Genomic DNA, 21,186 nt, shown 5'->3' on the forward strand with positions numbered 1-21,186 from the left:
ACCCGGGACACCGGGCCGCCGAGGCTTGGGTCCCCGGGACCGGTGCCCTGTCGACCGAGCCCGTCCAAGAGGTGATGCCATGGCCACGGCGATCTCTCATCCGCACCGCACGCGGGCCGAGCGGCAACTGACCGCCGCCGCGGTCGTCACGGCGGTCTGCTTCATCGTCGCGACGCTGTGGATCTGCTACGTGCTCGTGCACCTGGGCGATCCGGGCGTGTCCGTCCCCCGGGACGCACTCCTCAACCTGCTCGCCATCCTTCCGGCCGCCGCCTCGGGCATGCTGCTGCATGCCCACCGCCCCGGCAGCCCGCTCGGCTGGGTCTTCCTGATGTGGGCCTTGAGCTTCGTCCTGACCCTCGCCCCGACCGCACCGGCCTGGGTCGAGGTCACTGCCCCCGGCCTCATCGGCGCCATCCTGGTCGTCGAGGTGATCGGCCTTGCGGTCAGCTCGACGATCATCTACGCGCTACCGCTATGGCTACCGAACGGTCGGCTGACGACCCGACGATGGTGGTGGTACATCGCGGCCGTCTCGCTGTACACGGTTCCGGCCGCGGCTGCGCTGCTCGACCGTCCGCATTCCTTCGGACGGCCGAATCCGCTGGCGGGCACCCCTCCGGCACGCTTCTTCAGCACCGTCGCCGGCACCTGGGCCGACCACGACCGGCTGATCAACGACTGCCTCCTCGGGTTCCTGGCGGTCGTCCTGTTGACTCGAATGCTGCGATCCCGCAGCCGGGGCAGCGACGCGGAAGTGACTCGCAGGCGCCGGTTCCGGGTGCTGGCGATGCTCGGAACGTATTCGCTCTTCGCTGCGACCGAGGCCCTGTACGCCCGGCTGTCGAGTGTGCACTTCTGGCTCACCTATGTGCTCTACGCCGTCGCGGGTCTGGTTTGGGCCGTCGTGGGTTTCCTGGTCGTGCAGCATCACGGCTGGCGGCTCGACAGAGCGGCCCGCAATGTCCTGATCGGGCTGTTGCTGGGCACAGGCGTCACCGGGCTGTTCGTGGTGGCCGCCGCCGTGCTGTCCAACTGGCTGGTCCCTGGCCACGGCGCGGCAGCCCTGGTGTTGATCGCCCTGGTGTACGCGCTCGGCGCGGCACTGCCCCGTGCGGCGCGGGGAGCCGTCGCCCTGGTCGACCGGCTGTACTTCGGCAAGCGCGCACAGCCGTACCAGGTGTTGCGCACGCTCGCCGGGAGGTTGCGGCAGGTCGTCGATCCGGAGCACATTCCGGAGACACTGTGCTCAACGGTCGCCGAGGAACTACGACTGCCCGGAGTCGCCCTCTCCGTCATCACCCAGTCCGGGCACCGCACCCTGGCCACGACCGGAAGACTGGGCGGACTCAGCCAGGACTTCCTGCTGTTCCATAACGGGATGAAGATCGGCACATTGACCGTGGGCCTGCGCTCCGGCGAGCAGCGACTGGACGCCAGCGACGTCGACATCCTGCGTTCGCTCGCCGACCAGGCCTCACCGGCAGTCGCCTCGCTTCGGCTCCAGGAGGACCTTCGAGCCAGCCGGGAACAGATCGTCTCCGCGCGGGAGGAGGAACGGCGGTGGCTGAGGCGCGACATCCATGACGGGCTCGGGCCGGCCCTGGCCGGACTGCGACTGCAGGTGGACAATGCGGGCTCGGAGGCCGACGGCAGGCTCGCGGGCACCCTGCACAAGGTGTCGGACGGCCTGGGGCTGGCGATCAAGGAGGTCCGCCGGATCACCGACCGGCTCGGGCCCGCGCCGGTCTGCGAGTTCGGTCTGACGCGAGCGGTACGCCGACTCGCGGAGACCTTCAGCGGGACCGGGCTGACCGTGACGGTGGAGCTGTCATCGGATCCACTACCGGACCTGCCGGCGGTAGTGGAGAACACGGCGTACCGCATCACGGCAGAGGCGCTCAACAACGTGTTGCGGCATGCCCGAGCTCGAACAGCGCGTGTGACGCTGCGGGTGGACGCGGAGGAACTGACACTGATCGTGCATGACGACGGCGTGGGGTACCAGGCCGACCAGCGTCTGCGAACGGGTGGCGGCGGAGTCGGAATGCGGTCGATGGCGGAACGGGCGGCGGAGGTCGGCGGCCGGTGCACCATCCGGTCGCTGCCGGATGACGGGGGAACCCAGGTGGTGGCCGTACTGCCGCGCTCTCCGATGACCAGGAACAGTTGAATGACGGATGACGGATGACGGGCGGATGACAGATTTCAAAATCTGTCATCCGTCATCTGTCATCCGTCATCTGTCATCCGTCTCGACGACTTGCAGGTCGCCCTGTTCTCTCAACTCTGCGGATCGACCTGCCCCAGGCGCGTGGGCCCGTCCTCCCGCTCCGGCGCCGCTCCGGCGCCGGGGGCGCCGACGCGGCCGAGAACGGCGGTGACCGGTCCGCGCCGCCCGGCCCGCAGGCCGTACCGCTCGCCCGCCCTGGCGTAGACCAGGTCGCCGGGGATCAGCGGTACTTCACCGAGTTCGCCGAGGAAGACGGCGGCCCCGGAGAGGAGCAGCAGGAAGGTGTCGGCCGAGCGGTCCGTGTACGGGCCGCAGGTGGTGCCCGGGGCGAGGCGGACGGTGCCCACGTCGACCTGGCGCCAGTTCCGGGCGGGCGCCGAGTCCGATCGCTGGGTCGGGATGGCGGCCCTGGCGGGGTTGGGGCGGACGGTGAGCACGGCGGTCGGTGTGCCGCGGACGGCGGTGAGCCGGTAGGAGGTGCCGGGCCGGTGGTGCAGGGCCTCGCCCGGGGAGAGGATCCGGCCGGCCGCGAACAGCCGGCCGGAGAGCACCACGGTCACCGACTCGACGGACTTGTACGGGAGTTGTTCGACCCGGACGCCCGGCGGCAGCGCCTCGACAGTGAGTCCGGCGCGGACGGCCGGCCGCTGCTCGGGGTCGATCAGCCGCTGGAACGCGGGCGCGGTGCGGGGAACGGCGGCGGGGACGAGTATCACGAGGGGTTCCTCCGACGAGGACTGGTGGGACCGGTCAGGGCCGGTTCCGGCGGGTGGCGCGGCGCCGGGCCGGGGCGGCCCGGGTGCCGGCGGAGTGCCGGGGTACGGCGAGGGTCAGGCAGAGCAGCTCCGCACCGAGCGGCCCGGCTTCGAGGTGCAGGGCGCGGCCGCGGCGGGCCAGCAGCAGGTCTCCTTCGGAGGCCAGGTGCTCGGGCTCGTCGGAGAGTCGGCCGACGACGGCGGCGCCGCGCAGCACGTGCAGGACGGTCTCGGTGTCGGGCCGGCCCGGGAGGACGTGGTGGGCGCCCGGGCTCAGGCGCAGGTGGTCGAAGGCCTCGCAGGCGCTGGCGAGCATCGGGCTCCGAGCCAGGGAGCGGATCCGTACGCGCTCGCCGTTCGGGCCGATGAGGACCATGGCCGCGCCGGTGTCGGTGGTGACGATCACCTGGGGTCACCTCCTCGGGAGGGGAGCGGGACGGCGAGCAAGGCGTGGAAGAACTCCAGGCCCGCCGTCCCGGCGGTCAGGACGGTCCGCGAGCCGAGCGGCAGTACCACCGCGGTGCCCTCGACCAGCGGGAGGCCGGCCCCGGCGCGCTCCGGGTGATCCGGGTGGTCCGGGTTGTCCGGGTGCACGGCGCTCTCGGGCAGCTCGGCGAGCCCGGAGCCGGCGGTGACGTAGATCGCGTGCTCGATGCCGTCGGCGACCAACTCGGTGCACCAGCCCGGGTCGAGCCGTTGCAGGCCGACGCCGCGCAGCGGTCCGGCGAGCAGGCGGCCGGGGTCGACGGCGCCTCGGCGGCGCAGGTCGGTGATGACGGTGCCCGACATGACGGGCGCTCCTTCCGCTCGTGGGCGGGCTCTGCGGCCCGCCTACGCGATCCACCGTGCGCCGCCCACTGTCCCGGCCACACGGGGGTGTCGTCCCGTCCGGCTCCCGACCCGATCCCGGACGGCTCCCGACCCGATCCCGGCCGGCTCCCGACGCGATCCCGGCCGGGACCCGGTTCGATTCCGCCCCCCCCCCCCCCGCCAGGAGCGCCGCCCCGGTCCGGACCGGTTTCCCCCTCGCGCGCACCTCGCAAGCCCCCCGCCCGCGACCGCCCCGAGCCGAGCGGAACGACGTACGGTGGAACCGGAGGCCGTGTCATGCACGTCACCGGAACCCACTTCACCCGCTTCGCCGACCGGACCGAGGCGGGCCGTCGGCTGGCCGCCCGCCTGGGCCACCTGGCCGGCCCCGACACCGTGGTCGTGGCGCTGCCGAGGGGCGGTGTGCCGGTGGCCGCCGAGGTCGCCGCGGCGCTCGGCGCCCCGCTGGACATCTGCGTGATCCGCAAGCTCGGCGTGCCGTACCAGCCCGAGCTCGGCATGGGGGCGATCGGCGAGGACGGGGTCCGGGTGCTGAACGACCAGGTCATCCGGTTCTCGTCGGTCACGGACGGGCAGCTGGCCGAGGTGGAGCGGCGTGAGCGCGCCGAGCTGGCGCGCCGCGCCCGTCGCTACCGGGGCGACCGGCCGCCCGCCGACCTGCGCGGACGAACGGTGGTCGTGGTGGACGACGGCATCGCCACCGGGTCCACCGCCCGGGCGGCCTGCCGGATCGTCCGCGAGCGTGGCGCGGGCCGGGTGGTGCTCGCGGTGCCCGTCGCGCCCGTGGACTGGGCCGAGCGGCTCGGCGAGGTCGCCGACGAGCTGGTCTGCGTCGACACGCCGTCCCCGTTCTACGCGATCGGCGAGTTCTACGCCGACTTCTCGCAGACCGAGGACGAGGAGGTGCTGCGGTTGCTGGCCGCGGCCGGTGGCGACCGGCCCGCGGCCTCCGCCGGGGTCGACCGCGAGCTGCAGCTGCCCGTCGCCGGGGCCCGCCTCGCAGGCCGGCTGACCGTCCCGGCCGGAGCGCGCGGGGTCGTCCTGTTCGCGCACGGCAGCGGAAGCGGCCGGCACAGCCCGCGCAACCGGCACGTCGCCGAGTACCTGAACCGGACCGGGCTGGCCACGCTGCTGTTCGACCTGCTCACCGAGGCCGAGGAGGCCGACCGGCGGAACGTGTTCGACGTGGCGCTGCTGGGCGGCCGGCTGACGGCCGTCGCCCGGCAGCTGGGCGCGGAGCGCGACCGCGCGGGGCACGAGGGCCCGGAGCACGACGGCCCGGAGCACAACGGCCCGGAGCACGAGGGCCCGGAACGAGCCGGCGGGGAGCACGGCGCCGAACGAGCCGGCCCGGGAGCCGTCATGCCCGAGACCCGGTCGCTGCCGCTCGGCCTGTTCGGCGCCAGCACCGGCGCCGCGGCCGCGCTGCACACCGCCGCCGAGCTGGGCCCGGCGGTGCGCGCCGTGGTCTCCCGGGGCGGTCGCCCCGACCTCGCCGGGCCCGACGCGCTGGCCCGGGTCCGCGCCCCGACGCTGCTCGTCGTGGGCTCCCTGGACCCGACCGTGCTCGACCTCAACCGGCAGGCCCGCAGCCGTCTGCGCTGCGAGACCGGGCTCGCGGTGGTGCCGCACGCGAGCCACCTGTTCGAGGAGCCGGGGACGCTGGACAGGGTCGCCGAGCTGGCCGCGGACTGGTTCCTCCGGCACCTCCCGCGCCCCGTCGGCCCCGGAAGTACGTGAACGCCCCATTGCACAGACTTCGGGCATCATCGCCGGTCAGCAGCACATTTTGCGCAGCGGACAGCGGGATTTTCTGATCAGCTTGTACACATTGAGCAGTCAAAATCCGACCTGTTGCCCAAGGCCCCCGACAGTAGCAAGCTCTCCGCAACCACACCGCCCACCCGTTCGCGGTGCGGTCGCGATCCAGCGGAAGCCTCGACGGCGAGGCCCGAAGTGGAGGAACGAGCGATGACCCCGCAGACCCACGCCCTTGAGCTGACCCCCGAGGAGCGCGAGGCCGGTCTTGACGCCGACCAGCTGCGCCGCCTCGTCGGCCTCGTCGAGCACGACGCCGCCGCCGACCCGTTCCCGGTGACCGCCCAAGACGCGGTCGTCTTCGTGGTCGGCAACGCCACCCAGACGGCCCAGTTCTACCAGGTCGTCTTCGGCATGGAGCTGGTCGCCTACTCCGGCCCGGAGACCGGCCGCCGGGACCGCAAGTCGTACGTGCTCCGCTCCGGCTCCTGCCGCTTCGTGATCAAGGGCGGCGTCCAGCCGGACAGCCCGCTGCTGGACCACCACCGCCGCCACGGCGACGGCGTCGTCGACCTCGCCCTGGAGGTCCCGGACGTCGACAAGTGCATCGAGCACGCCCGCGCGTCCGGCGCCAGCGTCCTGGAGGAGCCGAACGACATCTCGGACGAGAACGGCACCGTGCGCCGCGCGGCCATCGCCACCTACGGCGAGACCCGCCACACCCTGATCGACCGCTCCCGCTACCACGGCCCGTACCTGCCGGGCTACGTCGTCGCGGAGAGCAGGGTCACCCACCCGGAGGGCTCGCCCAAGCGCCTCTTCCAGGCCCTCGACCACGCCGTCGGCAACGTCGAGCTGGGCCGGATGGACGAGTGGGTGTCGTTCTACAACCGCGTCATGGGCTTCGTGAACATGGCCGAGTTCGTCGGCGACGACATCGCCACCGAGTACTCCGCGCTGATGTCCAAGGTCGTCGCCAGCGGCAACCACCGGGTGAAGTTCCCGCTCAACGAGCCGGCCATCGCCAAGAAGAAGTCCCAGATCGACGAGTACCTGGAGTTCTACACCGGCCCCGGCTGCCAGCACATGGCACTCGCCACCAACGACATCCTCACCACCGTGGACGTGCTGCGGGCGCGCGGCGTGGAGTTCCTCAACACCCCGGACGCCTACTACGACGACCCGGAGCTGCGCGAGCGGATCGGCAAGGTCCGGGTGCCGATCGAGGAGCTGAAGAAGCGCGGCATCCTGGTCGACCGCGACGAGGACGGTTACCTGCTGCAGATCTTCACCAAGCCGATCGGCGACCGTCCCACCGTCTTCTACGAGTTCATCGAGCGGCACGGTTCGCTCGGCTTCGGCAAGGGCAACTTCAAGGCGCTCTTCGAGTCGATCGAGCGCGAGCAGGACCGCCGCGGCAACCTGTGAGCGTCTTGAGCGTCGGAGAGCTCTGACGAACGGTCGAGGAGGACCACGGAGATGGCGTACTACCGGCAGCTGGGCAGCATCCCGCCCAAGCGGCACACCCAGCACCGCACCCCCGAAGGCGGGCTCTACTACGAGGAGTTGATGGGCGAGGAGGGGTTCTCCTCGGACTCCTCGCTGCTCTACCACCGGGGCATCCCCTCGGCGGTGGTCAACGCTGTGCCCTGGGAGCTGCCGGACCAGTCCACGGTGCCCAACCACCCGCTCCTCCCCCGCCACTTCAAGCTGCACGAGCTGTTCGCGGACCAGGACTGGAAGTCCGCGGACGTCGTCGGCAGCCGCCGGCTGGTCCTCGGCAACGGCGACGTGCGGATCTCGTACGTCGCCGCCGGGGCCCCGAGCGAGCTCTACCGCAACGGGCTCGGCGACGAGTGCGTGTACGTGGAGTCCGGCTCCGGCACGGTCGAGACGGTGTTCGGCTCGATCGAGGTCGGCCAGGGCGACTACGTGATCATCCCGCGCGCCACCACCCACCGCTGGGTGCCGGCGGGCGACGAGCCGCTGCGCGCGTACTGCATCGAGGCGAACAGCCACATCACCCCGGTCAAGCGCTACCTGTCCAAGTACGGGCAGCTGCTGGAGCACGCGCCGTACTGCGAGCGGGACTTCCGCGGACCGGTCGGCCCGCTGGTCGTCGACGCCCCCGGGGACGTCGACGTGCTGGTCAAGCACCGCGGCCCGAACGGGATCGCGGGCACCCGCTACACCGTGCCGCACCACCCGTTCGACGTGGTCGGCTGGGACGGCTGCCTGTACCCGTACGCCTTCAACATCAAGGACTTCGAGCCGATCACCGGCCGGATCCACCAGCCCCCGCCGGCCCACCAGGTCTTCGAGGGCAACGGCTTCGTGATCTGCAACTTCGTTCCGCGCAAGGTGGACTACCACCCGCTGGCGATCCCGGTGCCCTACTACCACGCCAACGTGGACAGCGACGAGGTCATGTTCTACTGCGGCGGCGACTACGCGGCCCGCAAGGGCTCCGGCATCGGCCAGGGCTCGATCTCGCTGCACCCGGGCGGGCACACCCACGGGCCGCAGCCGGGGGCGTACGAGCGCAGCATCGGCGCGGAGTTCTTCGACGAGTTGGCCGTCATGGTGGACACCTTCCGCCCGCTGGAGCTCGGCGAGGGCGGCCGGGCCGTCGAGGACGCCGACTACGCCTGGACCTGGGCCGGTCGGGGGCCGGGCCGATGAGCGCGCCGGCCACGGGGGGCGCGCTGCCCGAACCGGTTTCCGCACCGGGTCCCACAGCGATCCCCGAGCTGTTCCGCGGGCTGTTCGACGACGCGGCGGTGTTCCCCCCGGGGAACCTGCCGGTCGCAGAGGCGGTGCCCGCGCACCGGGCGCACCGCGCGGCCTGGTACGCGGAGGCGGTCGGGCCGTTCCTCTGCGGGGCTGGCCGGCTGGGCGAACTGGCCGCGGTGGTCGCGGATACGGCTGCCGCGGTGGGTGCGCCCACCGGGGCGGCGGGGGGCGCGGCGGGGGCGGACGACGCGGCGGCGGCGGGCGACCGGCCGCTCAAGGTCGGGCTGGTGCTGCCGGGGGGCAGCGCCGAGCTCGCCCCGGCGCTCGCCGCCGCCGCGTCGTTCGAACTGGCCGGCGTCGAGCTGGCCGTCCGGGACGCCGCCGAGGCGGTGGCCGCGCTGGACCGGCTGCTGCCGCCGCACGTCCCGGCCGCCGTCGAGCTGCCGCGCGAACTCCTGCGCGGGGACGGGCTGGACGCCGTCCTGGACGCGCTGGTGGACAGCCCGTACCGGGCGAAGTTCCGCACCGGGGGGCTGGTCGCCGAGGCGTTCCCGGACGAGGACGAGCTGGCCGCCTTCCTCACCGGCTGCGCGCGGCGGGGGCTGCCGTACAAGTGCACGGCCGGGCTGCACAACGCCGTCCGGCACACCGACCCGGAGACCGGCTTCGAGCACCACGGCTTCCTGAACGTGCTGCTGGCCGCGCAGGAGACCGACCGGGCCGCGGCCGCCGCGGTGCTGGCGGAGCGCGACGGCGAGGTGCTGGCCAAGGCGGTGCGCCAACTGACGGAGCATCAGATCACGGTGATCCGCAACTCGTTCACCGCGTTCGGCACGTGTAGCATCGCCGAGCCCCTGGGCGACCTGGCCGCGCTCGGCCTGCTGTCCTCGCCCAGTCCACTGCACCAGGAGGACCGTTGAGCACCACCCCCAGCAGCACCGGCAGCTGGCTCACCAGCGCCCAGGACTCGCCGTTCGGCGTGCACAACCTGCCGTACGGTGTCTTCACCGCGGCCGACCGGCCCGGGCGGCGCCGGATCGGTGTGCGCGTCGGGGACTTCGTGCTGGACGCCGGGGCGGCCGCCCGGGCGGCCGGGGCGCCGTCGGAGCTGCTGGACGCGGACTCGCTCAACCCGCTGATGGCGGCGGGGCGTCCGGTCTGGACCCGGGTGCGGGCGGACCTCACCACCTGGCTCACGGACGAGTCCTTCCGCGAGGCGCTGTCGCCGGCACTGCTGGCGGCCGACGAGGTGGAGCTGCACCTGCCGTTCGAGGTCGCCGACTACGTCGACTTCTACGCCTCGGAGCACCACGCCACCAACCTGGGCCGGATCTTCCGCCCGGGCTCGGAGCCGCTCACCCCCAACTGGAAGCACCTGCCGATCGGTTACCACGGGCGGGCGGGCACGGTCGTGGTCTCCGGCACGCCGGTGGTGCGACCGCACGGGCAGCGCAAGGCGCCCGCCGACGCCGCACCGGCCTTCGGTCCGTCGCGGCGGCTGGACATCGAGGCCGAGGTCGGCTTCGTCGTCGGCGCGCCGTCCGAGCTGGGCCGGCCGGTCGCGCTGGACGACTTCCGCGAGCACGTGTTCGGCGTCTGCCTGCTCAACGACTGGTCGGCGCGCGACATCCAGGCCTGGGAGTACGTGCCGCTCGGCCCGTTCCTCGGCAAGTCCTTCGCGACCTCGGTCTCGCCGTGGATCGTGCCGCTGGACGCGCTGGAGCACGCCCGGGTCACGCCGCCGGAGCGCGACGTCGAGCCGCTGCCGTACCTGGACGACCGGGACGGCGAGCCGTGGGGCCTGGACCTGGCGATGGAGGTCCGGCTGAACGGGCACCCGGTCTCCCGGCCGCCGTTCGCCACCATGTACTGGACGGCGCAGCAGCAGCTGGCCCACATGACCGTCAACGGCGCTTCGCTGCGCACCGGCGACCTGTTCGCTTCGGGGACGGTCAGCGGGCCCGAGCGGGACACCCGGGGCGCGCTGATCGAGCTGACCTGGAACGGCGAGGAGCCGCTGAAGCTCCCGGACGGGACGACCCGCACGTTCCTGGAGGACGGCGACGAGGTGACCATCACCGCCACCGCGCCGGGGCCGGACGGCGCCGTGATCGGCTTCGGCGAGGTCACGGGGCGGGTCCGGGGCTGAGAGTCCGCCGGGGCTGCGGCCGCCGGGGCACAGCTGACGGGCAACAGATAACGGATAACAGCCGACGACTGACAGCTGACAGATTTCATCATCTGTCAGCTGTCAGTCGCTCGCCCGTCTCCGACCGGACGGTCCGCCCCGTCCGCGCCCCGCCCTGCCCCGCCTACAGTCGCGAGCCGCCGGTGGCGTCGACCACCCGCCCGGTCATCCACCGCGCGTCGTCCGAGGCGATGAACGCGACGATGTCCGCGATGTCCTCCGGCGCCCCGACCCGGCCGAGCGCGGCGAGCGAGGCCGCCTGGGCCCTCGCCTCCGGGTCACGCAGCCAGTCCGCGTTGAGGTCGGTGTCGATGATCCCGGGCGCCACGGAGTTGACGGTGATCCCGCGCGGCCCGAGCTGCTGGGCGAGGTTGAGCGAGAAGGTGTCCAGCGCCCCCTTGGTGGCGCCGTAGGCCATGATCTCCGGCATGGCGAGCCGGGCCAGGCCGCTGGAGACGTTGATGATCCGGCCGCCGTCGCGCAGCCACCTCGGTCAGCGACCTCACCACCGCCATGGGCATCCGCCCCGGCAGCCTCTACGCGGCCTTCGGCGACAAGCGGTCGCTGTTCGAGGAGGTGGTCCGCCAGTACGGGCACTCCCCCGTCGGCGCGTTCGCGACCGTCGCCCTCGCGGAGGAGCCCACCGCGTACGGCGCCTTCGCCCGCATCCTGCGCGAGGCCGCCGCCGTCTACGCCGACCCGTCGCATCCGGCGGGCTGCCTGGTGATCTCCGCGGCCACCAACGTCGCCCCGCAGGACGCCGGCATCCAGGAGCAGCTGCGCGAGTGGCGCAACGGGAACCTGCGGACCTTCGAGGAGCGGCTGCGCCGGGCGCGGCAGGACGGCGAACTGCCGCCCGGGGCCGACCCGAAGGCCCTGGCCGGCTACTTCGGCGCGGTCCTCCAGGGCATGTCCCAGCAGGCCAGGGACGGCGCCACCGCCGCCGACCTGGCCCGCACCGCCGAACTCGCCCTGCGCGCCTGGCCCTGAGCCGCGACCGCACACCCGCCCCGGCCCACGCTGCCCGGTGATCAGGGCTCCCCACCGCCCCCGGTACGGTGGACTCCAGGATTCCGGCAGGGACCAGGTCGGCATCGCCGAGGGACGGGAGCGGACCCGATGGACACAGAGGTGGCGGAGACGGCGGAGGTCCGGGCGTTCCTGGACGGGGGCGTCGGACGGCTGGTGCTGAACCGTCCACGGGCGCTCAACTCGCTGACCCAGGGCATGGTCACCGCCCTGCGTGCCACCCTGGACGACTGGGCCGCGGACGACCGGATACGCGCCGTCGTGCTGACCGGCGCGGGCGAGCGCGGCCTGTGCGCGGGCGGCGACATCCGCGCGATGCACGACGACGCCAAGGCGGGCGGGGCCGGCACCCGGGCGTTCTTCCGCGACGAGTACCGGCTGAACGCGCTGATCGCCCGCTACCCGAAGCCGTACGTCGCGGTGATGGACGGCATCACCATGGGCGGGGGCGTCGGCGTGTCCGCCCACGGCGCGGTGCGGATCGTCACCGAGCGTTCCACCGTCGCGATGCCCGAGACCCGGATCGGCATCGCCCCGGACGTCGGCGGCAGTCGGCTGCTGGCCCACGCCCCGGGCGAGTTGGGCACCCACCTCGGTCTCACCGCGGCCGCGATGGGCCCGGGCGACGCCCTGCTGTGCGGGTTCGCGGACCACTTCGTGCCCTCGTCGCGCGTCGCGGACCTGCTGGACGCCCTGGGCCGGAGCACCGCCGCGGCGACCGGGAGCGGCACCGCCGAGGTGGCGGCCGTCGTCGCCGCGCACGCCGAGCCCGCTCCGCCCGCCGCACTGGCCGACCAGCGCGCCTGGATCGACGCCTGCTACGCGGCCGACACGGTCGAGGAGATCGTCGAGCGGCTGCTGAACTCCGGTGTCCCGGAGGCGAAGGAGGCCGCGGAAGCCGTCCTGTCGAACTCCCCCACCGCCGTCAAGACCACCCTGGCCGCACTGCGCCGCGCCCGCACGCTCCCCTCGCTGGAGGCCGTGCTCGACCAGGAGTACCGGATCTCCTGCGCCGCGCTGGAGGGCCACGACATGGTCGAGGGCATCCGGGCACAGGTGATCGACAAGGACCGCAACCCCCGCTGGCGGCCCGGCACGCTCGCCGAGGTGACGGAGGCGGACGTCGCCCGGATCCTCGCCCCGCGCGAGGGCGACGAACTGGGCCTGGCCTGACCCCCGCCCCTCCGCTGCCCGCACACCTGGAGCCCGCCGTGACCACCAGGTCCCGCCATCGCGACGGGAGGCTGTTGCGGAGCCGGGAAGGCCTCGGGGTCGAGGTGTGGACGGTGCCGTCGCCGCACCACGTCCGGCCAGAGCCGCACCGCACGAGAACGCCTCCGAGCACCGGCCGTGTTGATCGAGGGCGGCGGCCCGTGTCCCGTACGGCGGGCCGCGGAGCGCCACGGCGTCCGCTTCTGACCGGCACGCGCACACCCCTCCACCGACTGGTGACCGGCGTCTCGCATACCAAGACTGGCGCGAGGCGGGGCGCGTCGTAGATCGTTGGGTGGTCAGGCGCGCCCACGGGCGCCGAGCAGCGGAAATGGGAGTCGACGGCGATGACCGAGACCGAGACCTACGAGACGATCCTGGTCGAGCGCAAGGGGCGGGTGGGCCTGATCACGCTCAACCGGCCCAAGGCGCTCAACGCGCTCAACACCCAACTCATGAACGAGGCGGTCGCCGCCGCGACCGCCTTCGACCGGGACCCGGAGATCGGCTGTCTGGTAATCACCGGCTCGGAGAAGGCCTTCGCGGCCGGCGCCGACATCAAGGAGATGCAGGGCAACCGCTTCCCGGACGTCTACCTGGACGACTGGCTGGGCCCGTGGGACCGGCTCGCTGCCCTGCGCAAGCCGGTGATCGCGGCGGTCGCCGGGTTCGCGCTGGGCGGCGGCTGCGAGCTGGCGATGCTGTGCGACATCCTGCTGGCGGCGGACACCGCGAAGTTCGGGCAGCCGGAGATCAAGCTCGGCGTGATCCCGGGCATCGGCGGCTCGCAGCGGCTGACCCGGGCGGTCGGCAAGGCGAAGGCCATGGAGCTGTGCCTGACCGGCCGGATGATGGGCGCCGAGGAGGCCGAGCGGGCCGGCCTGGTCTCCCGGATCGTCCCGGCGGACCAGCTGCTGTCCGAGGCGCTGGCCACCGCCGAGACGGTCGCGGCGATGTCCGCCCCGGCGGCCATCATGATGAAGGAGAGCGTCAACCGCGCCTTCGAGACCACGCTCGCCGAGGGCGTGCGCTTCGAGCGCCGGCTCTTCCACGCGGCCTTCGCCACGGCGGACCAGAAGGAGGGCATGGCGGCCTTCGCCGAGAAGCGCCCGCCGGAGTTCCAGAACCGCTGACGACGAGGGGCGGCCACGGGGAGCGGCCGGGGAGCGCGACGGACGGATGACGGATGACAGCTGACAGATTTCAGATGTTGAAATCTGTCAGCTGAACTCCGTCCGCTGACCGCTGTCGGTTGTCAGCCGACCGACTGCCCCCAGCTGCCCGCCGGCCCCGGCCTTCGTCGCCGTCGCCGCGCTCAGTCTTCTCAGTCCTCCTCCACCGCCACCGTGTTGAGCCGGGCCAGCCCGCTGCGGGTGGCGGCGACGACGATCTGGTCACCCGGGGCGAGCCGCCGGGTGCGGTCGGGGAAGTTCCACTGCAGCTGCCCGCCGTGGGCGAAGCGCACGGCGATCACCCGGACGCCGCCCGGGTCCTCCAGGTCGTGCCGGTTGAGTCCGATCAGCCCGCTGCCGTCCTCCACCTTCAGCTCGGCGATCAGCAGCACGTGCCGGAGCACCGACAGCGTCCCGCGCACCTCGCGTCCCATCAGCGCCGCCGCGAAGGCGGGCGCGGCCAGGTAGGACACCGACCGGGAGGCCGCGTTGTCCAGCGTCTTGTAGAAGTGGCCGGCGAAGTCGTCCTCGAACAGCCGCACCACCACCCGGATCTCGGGGTTGCCGTGGCGCGCCTCCAGGGCCGCCTCCAGGTTGGTGGCGTCGTCCCCGCTGACCGCGACCAGCGCCCGGCTGTGCTTCAGCCGGGCCCGGCGCAGCTGCTGCTCGAACGGCCCGTCGCCCATCACCACCGGGATGCCGAGCGCCCGTACGGCGGCGATGCCGCGCGCCTGCGGGTCCCGTTCCATGCAGACCACTGGCACGCCCATGTCGTGCAGTTGGGCCGCGACCCGGGTGCCGACGTTGCCGAGGCCGACGACGATCACGTGGTCCCGGGTGCCCGCCCCGGGGTTGCGCGGCTGTCCGCGCCGCCCGGAGCCCAGCACCTCGACCGCGATGGCGGTGGCGACCGGCGCGAAGGTGATCCCGCAGATGGTGATCACCACCTGGGCGACCCGCTGCCAGAACCCGCCGGTGCCCGTCCCGGCGGAGATGTCGGCGAGCTGGTCCGGCTGGGCGGCGCCGGCCAGGTCGAGCAGCGCGATGTAGACGGTCCAGCCGAAGTTCCGGTTGAGGTACCAGAGCACGCCGAAGGCCAACAGCACCGCCGCGAGGGCGGTGAGCAGCACCAGCCGCATCCGGGCGCTGGTGAAGAAGCGCATGGTGTCGAGCAGTCGCCAGCGCAGCCGTCGCATCCAGTCGATCGGCTCCCGGGGTTCGATCCGCAGCACCTGGAGCGCCGCCCGACTGCCCGGTTCCCGCGCCACGGCGGGGTCGTCCGTCGGGGCCGGTTCGCGCCGTACGCCACCGGGCCGGATCGGCCCGTCGTCTCCGAACTCGCTGGCGAGACGGACGAACTCGGCCGAGTCGCCCTGCTGTTCGGGCAGCAGCCGGATCCTGCCGAGGTCCTGCCGGTCGATCTGGTCGGCGACCACGCAGATCCGGTCGGAGGTGATGTCGTCGTCGAACGCGATGTGCAGGTAACGCCCTTCGATCTCCACCGAGTTGGGCCGGTCGAGCGCCGCGGAGGCGAAGGCCGGAGCCGCGGTGGCGGAACCGGAGAGCGCGGCACCGTTCTTGAGCAGCCGTTCGATGTTCTCCCCGAGGCGCTGGTTGAACATCCGGAACACGATGCGGATGTCCGGGTTGTGGTTCTGGGCGCTGAGCGCGGCGTGGATGTTCTCCTGGTCGCTCCCTTCGACCAGGGCGAGACCGCGCGCGGTGCCGATGGACACCGCGCGCAGTGCCTCTTCGGTGACGCTGGCGTACTCCACGACCGCGGCGACGCCCGAGAGTTGCTCGATCTGCGGCGCGTGGTCGCGGGTTCGGTCGGCGACCAGGACGACGACCGGGACCTCGTAGTGCTCGCCGAGCTCCAGGACCAGCCGGTGTGCCAGCGCGTTGCCCCCGCAGACGATGTAGTGCTGACCGATCGGCTCGACCGGAGGGGTCCCCCACCCTTCAGAAGTCATACCGACAGACGATAGCTACGGAAAGTGTCCGGGGGATGACACTCCGGCGACCGAGGCGGATCCCCCGAACGGCCGTATCCGGCGCGCGGTCCGACCGTGGCGGCGGAGAGGCTGGGGTACGTTCCCTGCCCGCCAGCCGGCCGACCCGACCCGACCCGCCCTGCGTCACCCGACCAACGTGTCACCCGACCAGCACGGTGCCCGTCACGCGTCACCCGTCGCCCGGCGTCAGCCCGAGGAGGACACCACCGTGGCCTCTCCGATCATCACCCCCGACGGCACCCCGGTCCAGGGTCCGCTCGGACTACTCGCCAAGGCCGCCTGGCAGGTCCTGCTGGTCGCCGGGCTCGCCTCCCTCGCCCTCGGGATCGTGGTCTTCGCCTGGCCCCGGGAGACGCTCCTGGTGGTGGGCGTGCTGTTCGGCATCTACCTGCTGGTGATCGGCATCGTGCAGCTGGTCGCCGCCTTCGGCACCCACACCACCACCGCGCTACGGGTGCTGGCCTTCATCAGCGGTGCGATCTGCGTCCTGCTGGGGCTGCTCTGCTTCCGCAGCGCGGCGCAGTCGCTGCTGCTGCTCGCGCTCTGGATCGGGATCGGCTGGCTGTTCCGCGGCATCACCCAGATCGCCGCCGCGATCTCCGACCCGCTGATGCCCGCCCGCGGCTGGCAGGCCTTCGCGGGCGTGGCCAACACCCTGGCCGGCGTGCTGCTGATGGTGTGGCCCACCGGGTCGATCACCGCGCTGGCCGTACTGGCCGGGTGCTGGCTGGTGATCCTCGGCCTGATCGAGATCGTGACGGCGTTCCAGGTCCGCCACCGGGCCAAGGAGATCCCGTCGGGGGTCTGACCGCACGAGCCAGTGCGCCGGGGCCGTGTCCCACGGGGGGCACGGCCCCGGTGCCGGGCGGAGCGGCTCAGCGGGCGGAGCGGCTCAGCGGGCGGAGCGGCTCAGGGGTGCGGGTGCGGGGCGTAGCCGATCCGGAAGGTCGCGGCCTCCAGCCGGTGCGGGTCGAGCCGGACGTCGGTGAGCCGCTCGGCGAGCGCGAACGCGGCCTCGGTGTGCAGTTTGAACTCCTGCGACTCCAGCTGGAAGCCGCAGTCGGCCAGCAGCTGGGGGATGCCCGGGGCCTCGGCGTCCGAGCCGTTCCGCTGGTCGGGGAAGAGCGGCTCGAAGTGGAGGCGCTGAACGCCGTGCTCCCACCAGTGGAACTTGTCCACCGCGTTGACGTTGCGGAAGTGCGAGACCAGCCGGACGTCCCCGCCGAGCCGGGCGATCACCTCGTGCAGGCAGCCGAGGTAGCCGTTCGGCTCGATGGCGACGGCCCAGCCGTCGAGTTCGGTGACGGCGACGAACAGCCGGTCGTCCTCGTCTTCACCCCCACCGTCCTCCTCGTCCTCACCGTCCTCACCGTCCTCCTCGCCCTCGCCGTCCTCCTCGCCCTCGCCCTCGCCGTCCTCGAAGGCGCACCAGGCCTCGATCGCCGCGTCCAGCCCGGTCACCTCCCCGCCGGGCACCGCGTCGAGGCGGCGCAGCAGTTCCTCGGCGGAAATTCCCTGGACCTCGGTGAGGCAGTAGGCCTCCCGCAGGACGGGATAGCGCTGCCCGAACCAGGTGTAGTCGGTGGCGTGTGCGGTCATGACGGCGATGCTGCCAGACGCCTCGGACAGTGTTCGCCCGCGGCCGTCAGAGCCAGACCGGCTCGTCCGTCCCCCAGCGCCCGGGCGGGCGCGACCAGTCGGCGGGAGCCCCCTCGTACCCGATCGGCGGCAGGGCGTGGCACAGCCGCCCGTACGCGGAGTCGGTCTCGACGAGCCACCGGGAGGGGTCGTACGGCTCGGGCGAGGCGGCGTGCGGTGCTTCCGGTTCGATGCCGTGGAGCAGCCAGGAGGCCGTACCGGCGAGGGAGAAGCGCAGGTGGCGGCCGCCGTGGCGGCGGGTGCGCTGCTCGACGAGGGAGCGCAGGACGCCGGCGGCGATGAGGTAGCCGGTGCCGTGGTCGAGGGCCTGGGCCGGCAGCACGCCGGGACGGCCGTCGGGGTCGGGTCCGGCGGCATCGTCGACGGCCTCGTGGGCGGCGATGCCGACGCCCACCTGGACCAGGCTGTCGAAGCCACGCCGTCCCGCCCAGGGGCCGGTCCAGCCCCAGGCGCAGAGCTGGGCGAGGACCAGGTCAGGGCGGCGGGCGAACAGCGCCTCGGGGCTGAGGCCGTGGGCGTCGAGGGCGCCGGGGCGGTAGCCGGTGACGACGACGTCGGCGGTGGCGAGCAGGTCCTCGAAGACGGCGCGGTCGGCCGGCGTGGTGAGGTCGAGGCGGGTGGAGCGCTTGCCGAAGCCGGTGTCGGCGTGGGCGTCATCGGCCTCGGGCAGCCGTGGCGAGTCGACGCGCAGGACGTCGGCGCCGAGCAGGGCGAGGGTGCGGGTGGCGACCGGTCCGGCGATCACCCGGGTGAGGTCGAGGACCCGGATCCCGGCGGCGGGCCGGTCCAGCGGGGCCGCGCCGAGCGGGCGGGCCGGTGCGGGCCCTGCCGTGGTCCCGACCTCGGCGGTGGCTTCGACCTCCAGGTGCTCCACGAGGGGGTGCACGGTCGGGCTCACCGGTGCGACGGCCACAGCGAGCGCCCCCGCCTCGTACGCGCGCTCCTGGATCCGCTCGGCCGGCAGCCTGCCGAGCACCTCGGCGAGCTGCTCGGGCCCGGCGTCGGCGGCGAGGCCGAGGGCGGAGAGCAGCCGGGTGCGGTGGTGCGGGTAGTTGGCGTGGGTGCGCACCCAGCCGTCGGCGGTGCGCCAGAAGCCGGAGTGCGGGGCGAAGGTGACGGGCGTGCGGCCGTCGACCGTCAGGTGCCGCTCGCTGACGAAGGCCGTGGCGACCGCCCCCTGGTCCACCCGGACGGCGGGGACGGGTGCGCCGGTGCGGTGGGCCGCGAGTTCGGCGGCGGCCAGCGAGCAGACGGCCACGGTGGCGCGGGCGAGCCGGCGCACCGGGAGACCGGAGGGCAGGACGTCCTCCGGTCCGTGGAAGGCCACCCGCTCCAACAGCTCAGGCGGTCCACCGAGAGCCGCCCAGGCGTGGGCGGTCGGGCGGTCGACGGACCCGGCGGCTCCGGCGGCTCCGGTCGTTCCGGCAGGTCCGGTCGTTCCGGTGGCTCCAGGCACTCCGGCGGTTCCCTCTGGCAACGGACGATCAGTCATGCCGGGAATTGTGCTCCCGTTCTCAGGCGGTCGCCGTGACGCCCGCCACCAGCATCAGCAGCACCGCCGAGACCACGGTCATCCGGCGGGCCGCCCGCGGGCTGCCGCCGAAGCGGCCGCCGAGCCGCCCGCTGGCGTGCGCGACCAGCCCGTACACCACGGCGCAGGCCAGCACGTTGAGCGAGCCGAGCGCGAGCACCTGCCCGCCGACCGGCAGCGCGGCGTCCGGGTCGACGAACTGCGGCACCAGGGAGAGGTAGAGCAGCAGGCCCTTGGGGTTGAGCAGCGCGGTCAGCATGCTCTGGCGCAGCACCGTCGCGGTGGGCTGTGGCTTGGGCTCGGCCAGGGCGGAGGAGCCCCCGCCCTTGCGCAGCGCCAGCAGCATCATGACGGCCAGCACCAGCAGGTACGCGGCGCCGGTGAGGCGCAGCACGGGCAGGGCGGCCGGGACGGCGCGCAGCGCGGCTGCGAGGCCGGCGCTGGACAGCAGGGTGTGGACGGCGTACCCGGCGCAGACCCCGCCGACCGCGGTCAGTGCGGCGCGGCGTCCCTGGCCGAGGCCGCGGGCGGCGATGTAGAGCCAGTCGGGGCCCGGGGTGCAGACCAGCAGGAGGTCGACTCCGAGGAAGAGGAGGAGGGCGTGGGTGTCCATGGGCGTGGGCGTGGCCTGTCGTGCTCGTCGCGGTTCGGCCCGGCGGTCGGCCGGTGCGGTCACTGAAGGTAGCCGGATCGGGCTGGCACGCGATGGCAACTTCACGCTGGTCGGAGCGGTGTTTTGGCAGAATGTTGCGCCATGGACCGAATCGACCGCAGAATCCTCCGCGAGCTCCAGCAGGACGGGCGCCTGACCAACGCCGAGCTGGCCTCCCGGGTGGACCTCACCCCCTCCCCCTGCCTGCGCAGGGTCCGCCAGCTGGAGCAGGACGGCGTGATCCGCGGGTACCGGGCGGTGCTGGACGGCGCGGCGGTCGGACGCGACTTCCAGCCCTTCGTCACGATCACCATGCGTCACGAGGATCAGGTGACGGTCGCCGAGTTCGAGCGCCGGGTGGCCGAGCTGCCGGAGGTGGTGGAGGCGCACCGGCTCTTCGGCGAGCCGGACTACCTGCTGCGGATCGCGGTGGCCGACATAGCCTCGTACGAGCGCTTCATCACCGACGTGCTGTCCGGTCTGCCGGGCATCGCGCAGGTCAACTCCCACTTGACGATGAAGCAGGTGAAGGCCGACCGGGGGCTGCCGATCGGCGGGTAGGGTGCGAACCGGGGCCCGTGCGGCGCACGTACGGGGCCAGAGCGACGCACTGCGACATGGGGGGCTGAATTGCGCGTGATCCGCCGTCTCGACCTGGGGTACATCGTCCGGCCGGCTTCCGAGGTGGGCGGCCCGGAGCCGCGCGTGGAGCCGGTGCTCGCGTACCTGGTCCGGCGCCCGGAGGGGCTGCTGCTGTTCGACACCGGGATCGGCGGCGGCGAGCCGGAGACCGAGGCGCACTACCGCCCGGTCCGCCGACCGCTGCCCGAGGCGCTCGCCGCGGCCGGGGTCTCCGTCGCCGACATCGACCTGGTGGTCAACTGCCACCTGCACTTCGACCACTGCGGCGGGAACCCGCTGTTCGCCGGCACGCCCGTCCTGGTCCAGGCGGGAGAGCTGGCCGCCGCCCGGCGCGGCGGGTACACGATCGACGCGCTGGTCGACTTCCCCGGTGCCGAGTACCGCGAGCTCGACGGCGAGGCCGAGGTCTGGCCCGGCGTCCGGGTGCTGCCCACCCCCGGCCACACCGGGGGCCACCAGTCGCTGCTGGTCGACCGTCCGGGCAGCGGGCCGGTCCTGCTGGCCGGGCAGGCGTACGACTTCGCCTCCGAGTACGGGCAGGCGGTGCTGGCCCGGCGGGCGGCGCGCGACGGCGTGGCCGCGCCGCTGCCCGGGTACCGGGCCTGGCTCGACCGGATGGCGGAGCACGCGCCGCACCGGGTGCTGTTCGCGCACGACCACGCCGTCTTCGAGCCGACCGACTAGCGGCGGCTTCCTCCGGCCCGGGGTTCGGAACGACGTCGTGCTGCTCGGCGCTCCGAACGGCTTCGTCCTGCTCGGGGCCCGGGGCGGCTCCG

19 protein-coding genes and 1 pseudogene are annotated in these 21,186 nt (G+C 73.3%); 12 read left to right on the plus strand and 8 right to left on the minus strand.

Going from position 1 to position 21,186, the window contains the following annotated elements; all coding sequences use genetic code 11:
• The first annotated feature begins 79 nt into the window (after nucleotides 1-79).
• Nucleotides 80-2,173, plus strand: coding sequence for a sensor histidine kinase (locus tag ACWDBE_RS15305; protein ID WP_449793459.1), 2,094 nt, complete (start codon nucleotides 80-82; stop codon nucleotides 2,171-2,173).
• A gap of 110 nt (nucleotides 2,174-2,283) precedes the next feature.
• On the opposite strand, the gene ACWDBE_RS15310 is transcribed toward ACWDBE_RS15305, so the two are convergent.
• Genes ACWDBE_RS15310 through ACWDBE_RS15320 form a run of 3 tightly spaced genes read right to left on the minus strand, consistent with a single transcriptional unit; the run spans nucleotide 2,284 to nucleotide 3,777 of the window.
• On the minus strand, nucleotides 2,284-2,949 hold the full coding sequence (locus ACWDBE_RS15310) for a hypothetical protein (protein ID WP_449793460.1): 666 nt from the start codon (nucleotides 2,947-2,949) through the stop codon (nucleotides 2,284-2,286).
• 34 nt (nucleotides 2,950-2,983) lie between these two features.
• Nucleotides 2,984-3,394, minus strand: coding sequence for a hypothetical protein (locus ACWDBE_RS15315; protein ID WP_449808234.1), 411 nt, complete (start codon nucleotides 3,392-3,394; stop codon nucleotides 2,984-2,986).
• Complete coding sequence (locus ACWDBE_RS15320) at nucleotides 3,391-3,777, minus strand: hypothetical protein (protein ID WP_449808235.1); 387 nt, start codon at nucleotides 3,775-3,777, stop codon at nucleotides 3,391-3,393. The genes ACWDBE_RS15315 and ACWDBE_RS15320 overlap by 4 nt, the downstream gene beginning before the upstream one ends.
• Before the next feature lie 318 nt (nucleotides 3,778-4,095).
• Here ACWDBE_RS15320 and ACWDBE_RS15325 point away from each other — a divergent pair, with 318 nt between their 5' ends.
• The 5 genes from ACWDBE_RS15325 (at nucleotide 4,096) to fahA (ending at nucleotide 10,459) form a co-directional block, all read left to right on the plus strand.
• Nucleotides 4,096-5,559, plus strand: a complete 1,464-nt coding sequence (locus tag ACWDBE_RS15325; protein ID WP_449788536.1) for a phosphoribosyltransferase family protein — start codon at nucleotides 4,096-4,098, stop codon at nucleotides 5,557-5,559.
• Nucleotides 5,560-5,790: 231 nt separating this feature from the next.
• A complete protein-coding gene (gene hppD, locus ACWDBE_RS15330) occupies nucleotides 5,791-7,005 on the plus strand; it encodes a 4-hydroxyphenylpyruvate dioxygenase (protein ID WP_449808236.1) in 1,215 nt (404 codons plus the stop codon).
• Nucleotides 7,006-7,056: 51 nt separating this feature from the next.
• Nucleotides 7,057-8,259: a cupin domain-containing protein gene (locus tag ACWDBE_RS15335; protein WP_449808237.1), complete on the plus strand. Its 1,203-nt coding sequence runs from the start codon at nucleotides 7,057-7,059 to the stop codon at nucleotides 8,257-8,259.
• On the plus strand, nucleotides 8,256-9,230 hold the full coding sequence (locus tag ACWDBE_RS15340) for a hypothetical protein (RefSeq protein WP_449788539.1): 975 nt from the start codon (nucleotides 8,256-8,258) through the stop codon (nucleotides 9,228-9,230). Before ACWDBE_RS15335 ends, ACWDBE_RS15340 begins: the two co-directional genes overlap by 4 nt.
• Nucleotides 9,227-10,459: a fumarylacetoacetase gene (gene fahA / locus ACWDBE_RS15345; protein ID WP_449788540.1), complete on the plus strand. Its 1,233-nt coding sequence runs from the start codon at nucleotides 9,227-9,229 to the stop codon at nucleotides 10,457-10,459. Before ACWDBE_RS15340 ends, fahA begins: the two co-directional genes overlap by 4 nt.
• A 163-nt stretch (nucleotides 10,460-10,622) precedes the next feature.
• Here the strand turns inward: fahA and ACWDBE_RS15350 are convergent.
• Nucleotides 10,623-10,982, minus strand: a pseudogene (locus tag ACWDBE_RS15350) (SDR family NAD(P)-dependent oxidoreductase); the annotation flags it as partial.
• A gap of 29 nt (nucleotides 10,983-11,011) precedes the next feature.
• Here ACWDBE_RS15350 and ACWDBE_RS15355 point away from each other — a divergent pair.
• The 3 genes from ACWDBE_RS15355 (at nucleotide 11,012) to ACWDBE_RS15365 (ending at nucleotide 13,872) form a co-directional block, all read left to right on the plus strand.
• On the plus strand, nucleotides 11,012-11,488 hold the full coding sequence (locus ACWDBE_RS15355; protein WP_449788541.1) for a TetR/AcrR family transcriptional regulator: 477 nt from the start codon (nucleotides 11,012-11,014) through the stop codon (nucleotides 11,486-11,488).
• A gap of 129 nt (nucleotides 11,489-11,617) precedes the next feature.
• Nucleotides 11,618-12,700: an enoyl-CoA hydratase/isomerase family protein gene (locus ACWDBE_RS15360; RefSeq protein WP_449808238.1), complete on the plus strand. Its 1,083-nt coding sequence runs from the start codon at nucleotides 11,618-11,620 to the stop codon at nucleotides 12,698-12,700.
• A 386-nt stretch (nucleotides 12,701-13,086) separates the two neighbouring features.
• Nucleotides 13,087-13,872 carry an enoyl-CoA hydratase gene (locus tag ACWDBE_RS15365; protein ID WP_449808239.1) on the plus strand — a complete coding sequence of 262 codons (786 nt, stop codon included), beginning with the start codon at nucleotides 13,087-13,089 and terminating at the stop codon, nucleotides 13,870-13,872.
• A gap of 191 nt (nucleotides 13,873-14,063) precedes the next feature.
• Here the strand turns inward: ACWDBE_RS15365 and ACWDBE_RS15370 are convergent, their stop codons facing one another.
• Nucleotides 14,064-15,884, minus strand: coding sequence for an NAD-binding protein (locus tag ACWDBE_RS15370; RefSeq protein ID WP_449808240.1), 1,821 nt, complete (start codon nucleotides 15,882-15,884; stop codon nucleotides 14,064-14,066).
• A 250-nt stretch (nucleotides 15,885-16,134) separates the two neighbouring features.
• On the opposite strand from ACWDBE_RS15370, the gene ACWDBE_RS15375 reads away from it, so the two are divergent.
• Nucleotides 16,135-16,734: an HdeD family acid-resistance protein gene (locus tag ACWDBE_RS15375; RefSeq protein ID WP_449808241.1), complete on the plus strand. Its 600-nt coding sequence runs from the start codon at nucleotides 16,135-16,137 to the stop codon at nucleotides 16,732-16,734.
• A gap of 101 nt (nucleotides 16,735-16,835) precedes the next feature.
• On the opposite strand, the gene ACWDBE_RS15380 is transcribed toward ACWDBE_RS15375, so the two are convergent.
• From ACWDBE_RS15380 to ACWDBE_RS15390, 3 genes are read right to left on the minus strand one after another with little or no spacing between them, the layout of a single operon-like run.
• Entirely contained in the window at nucleotides 16,836-17,525 is a 690-nt protein-coding gene (locus ACWDBE_RS15380; protein ID WP_449808242.1) for a DUF6461 domain-containing protein, read from the minus strand.
• A gap of 46 nt (nucleotides 17,526-17,571) precedes the next feature.
• Nucleotides 17,572-19,077: a CoA transferase gene (locus ACWDBE_RS15385; protein ID WP_449808243.1), complete on the minus strand. Its 1,506-nt coding sequence runs from the start codon at nucleotides 19,075-19,077 to the stop codon at nucleotides 17,572-17,574.
• Between the two features lie 22 nt (nucleotides 19,078-19,099).
• A complete protein-coding gene (locus tag ACWDBE_RS15390; RefSeq protein WP_449788547.1) occupies nucleotides 19,100-19,729 on the minus strand; it encodes a LysE family translocator in 630 nt (209 codons plus the stop codon).
• A gap of 141 nt (nucleotides 19,730-19,870) precedes the next feature.
• On the opposite strand from ACWDBE_RS15390, the gene ACWDBE_RS15395 reads away from it, so the two are divergent.
• Nucleotides 19,871-20,329, plus strand: coding sequence for an Lrp/AsnC family transcriptional regulator (locus ACWDBE_RS15395; RefSeq protein ID WP_449808244.1), 459 nt, complete (start codon nucleotides 19,871-19,873; stop codon nucleotides 20,327-20,329).
• 78 nt (nucleotides 20,330-20,407) lie between these two features.
• Nucleotides 20,408-21,094 carry an N-acyl homoserine lactonase family protein gene (locus ACWDBE_RS15400; protein ID WP_449808300.1) on the plus strand — a complete coding sequence of 229 codons (687 nt, stop codon included), beginning with the start codon at nucleotides 20,408-20,410 and terminating at the stop codon, nucleotides 21,092-21,094.
• Nucleotides 21,095-21,186: the final 92 nt, after the last annotated feature.

This window comes from Kitasatospora sp. NPDC001132 (assembly GCF_053598415.1).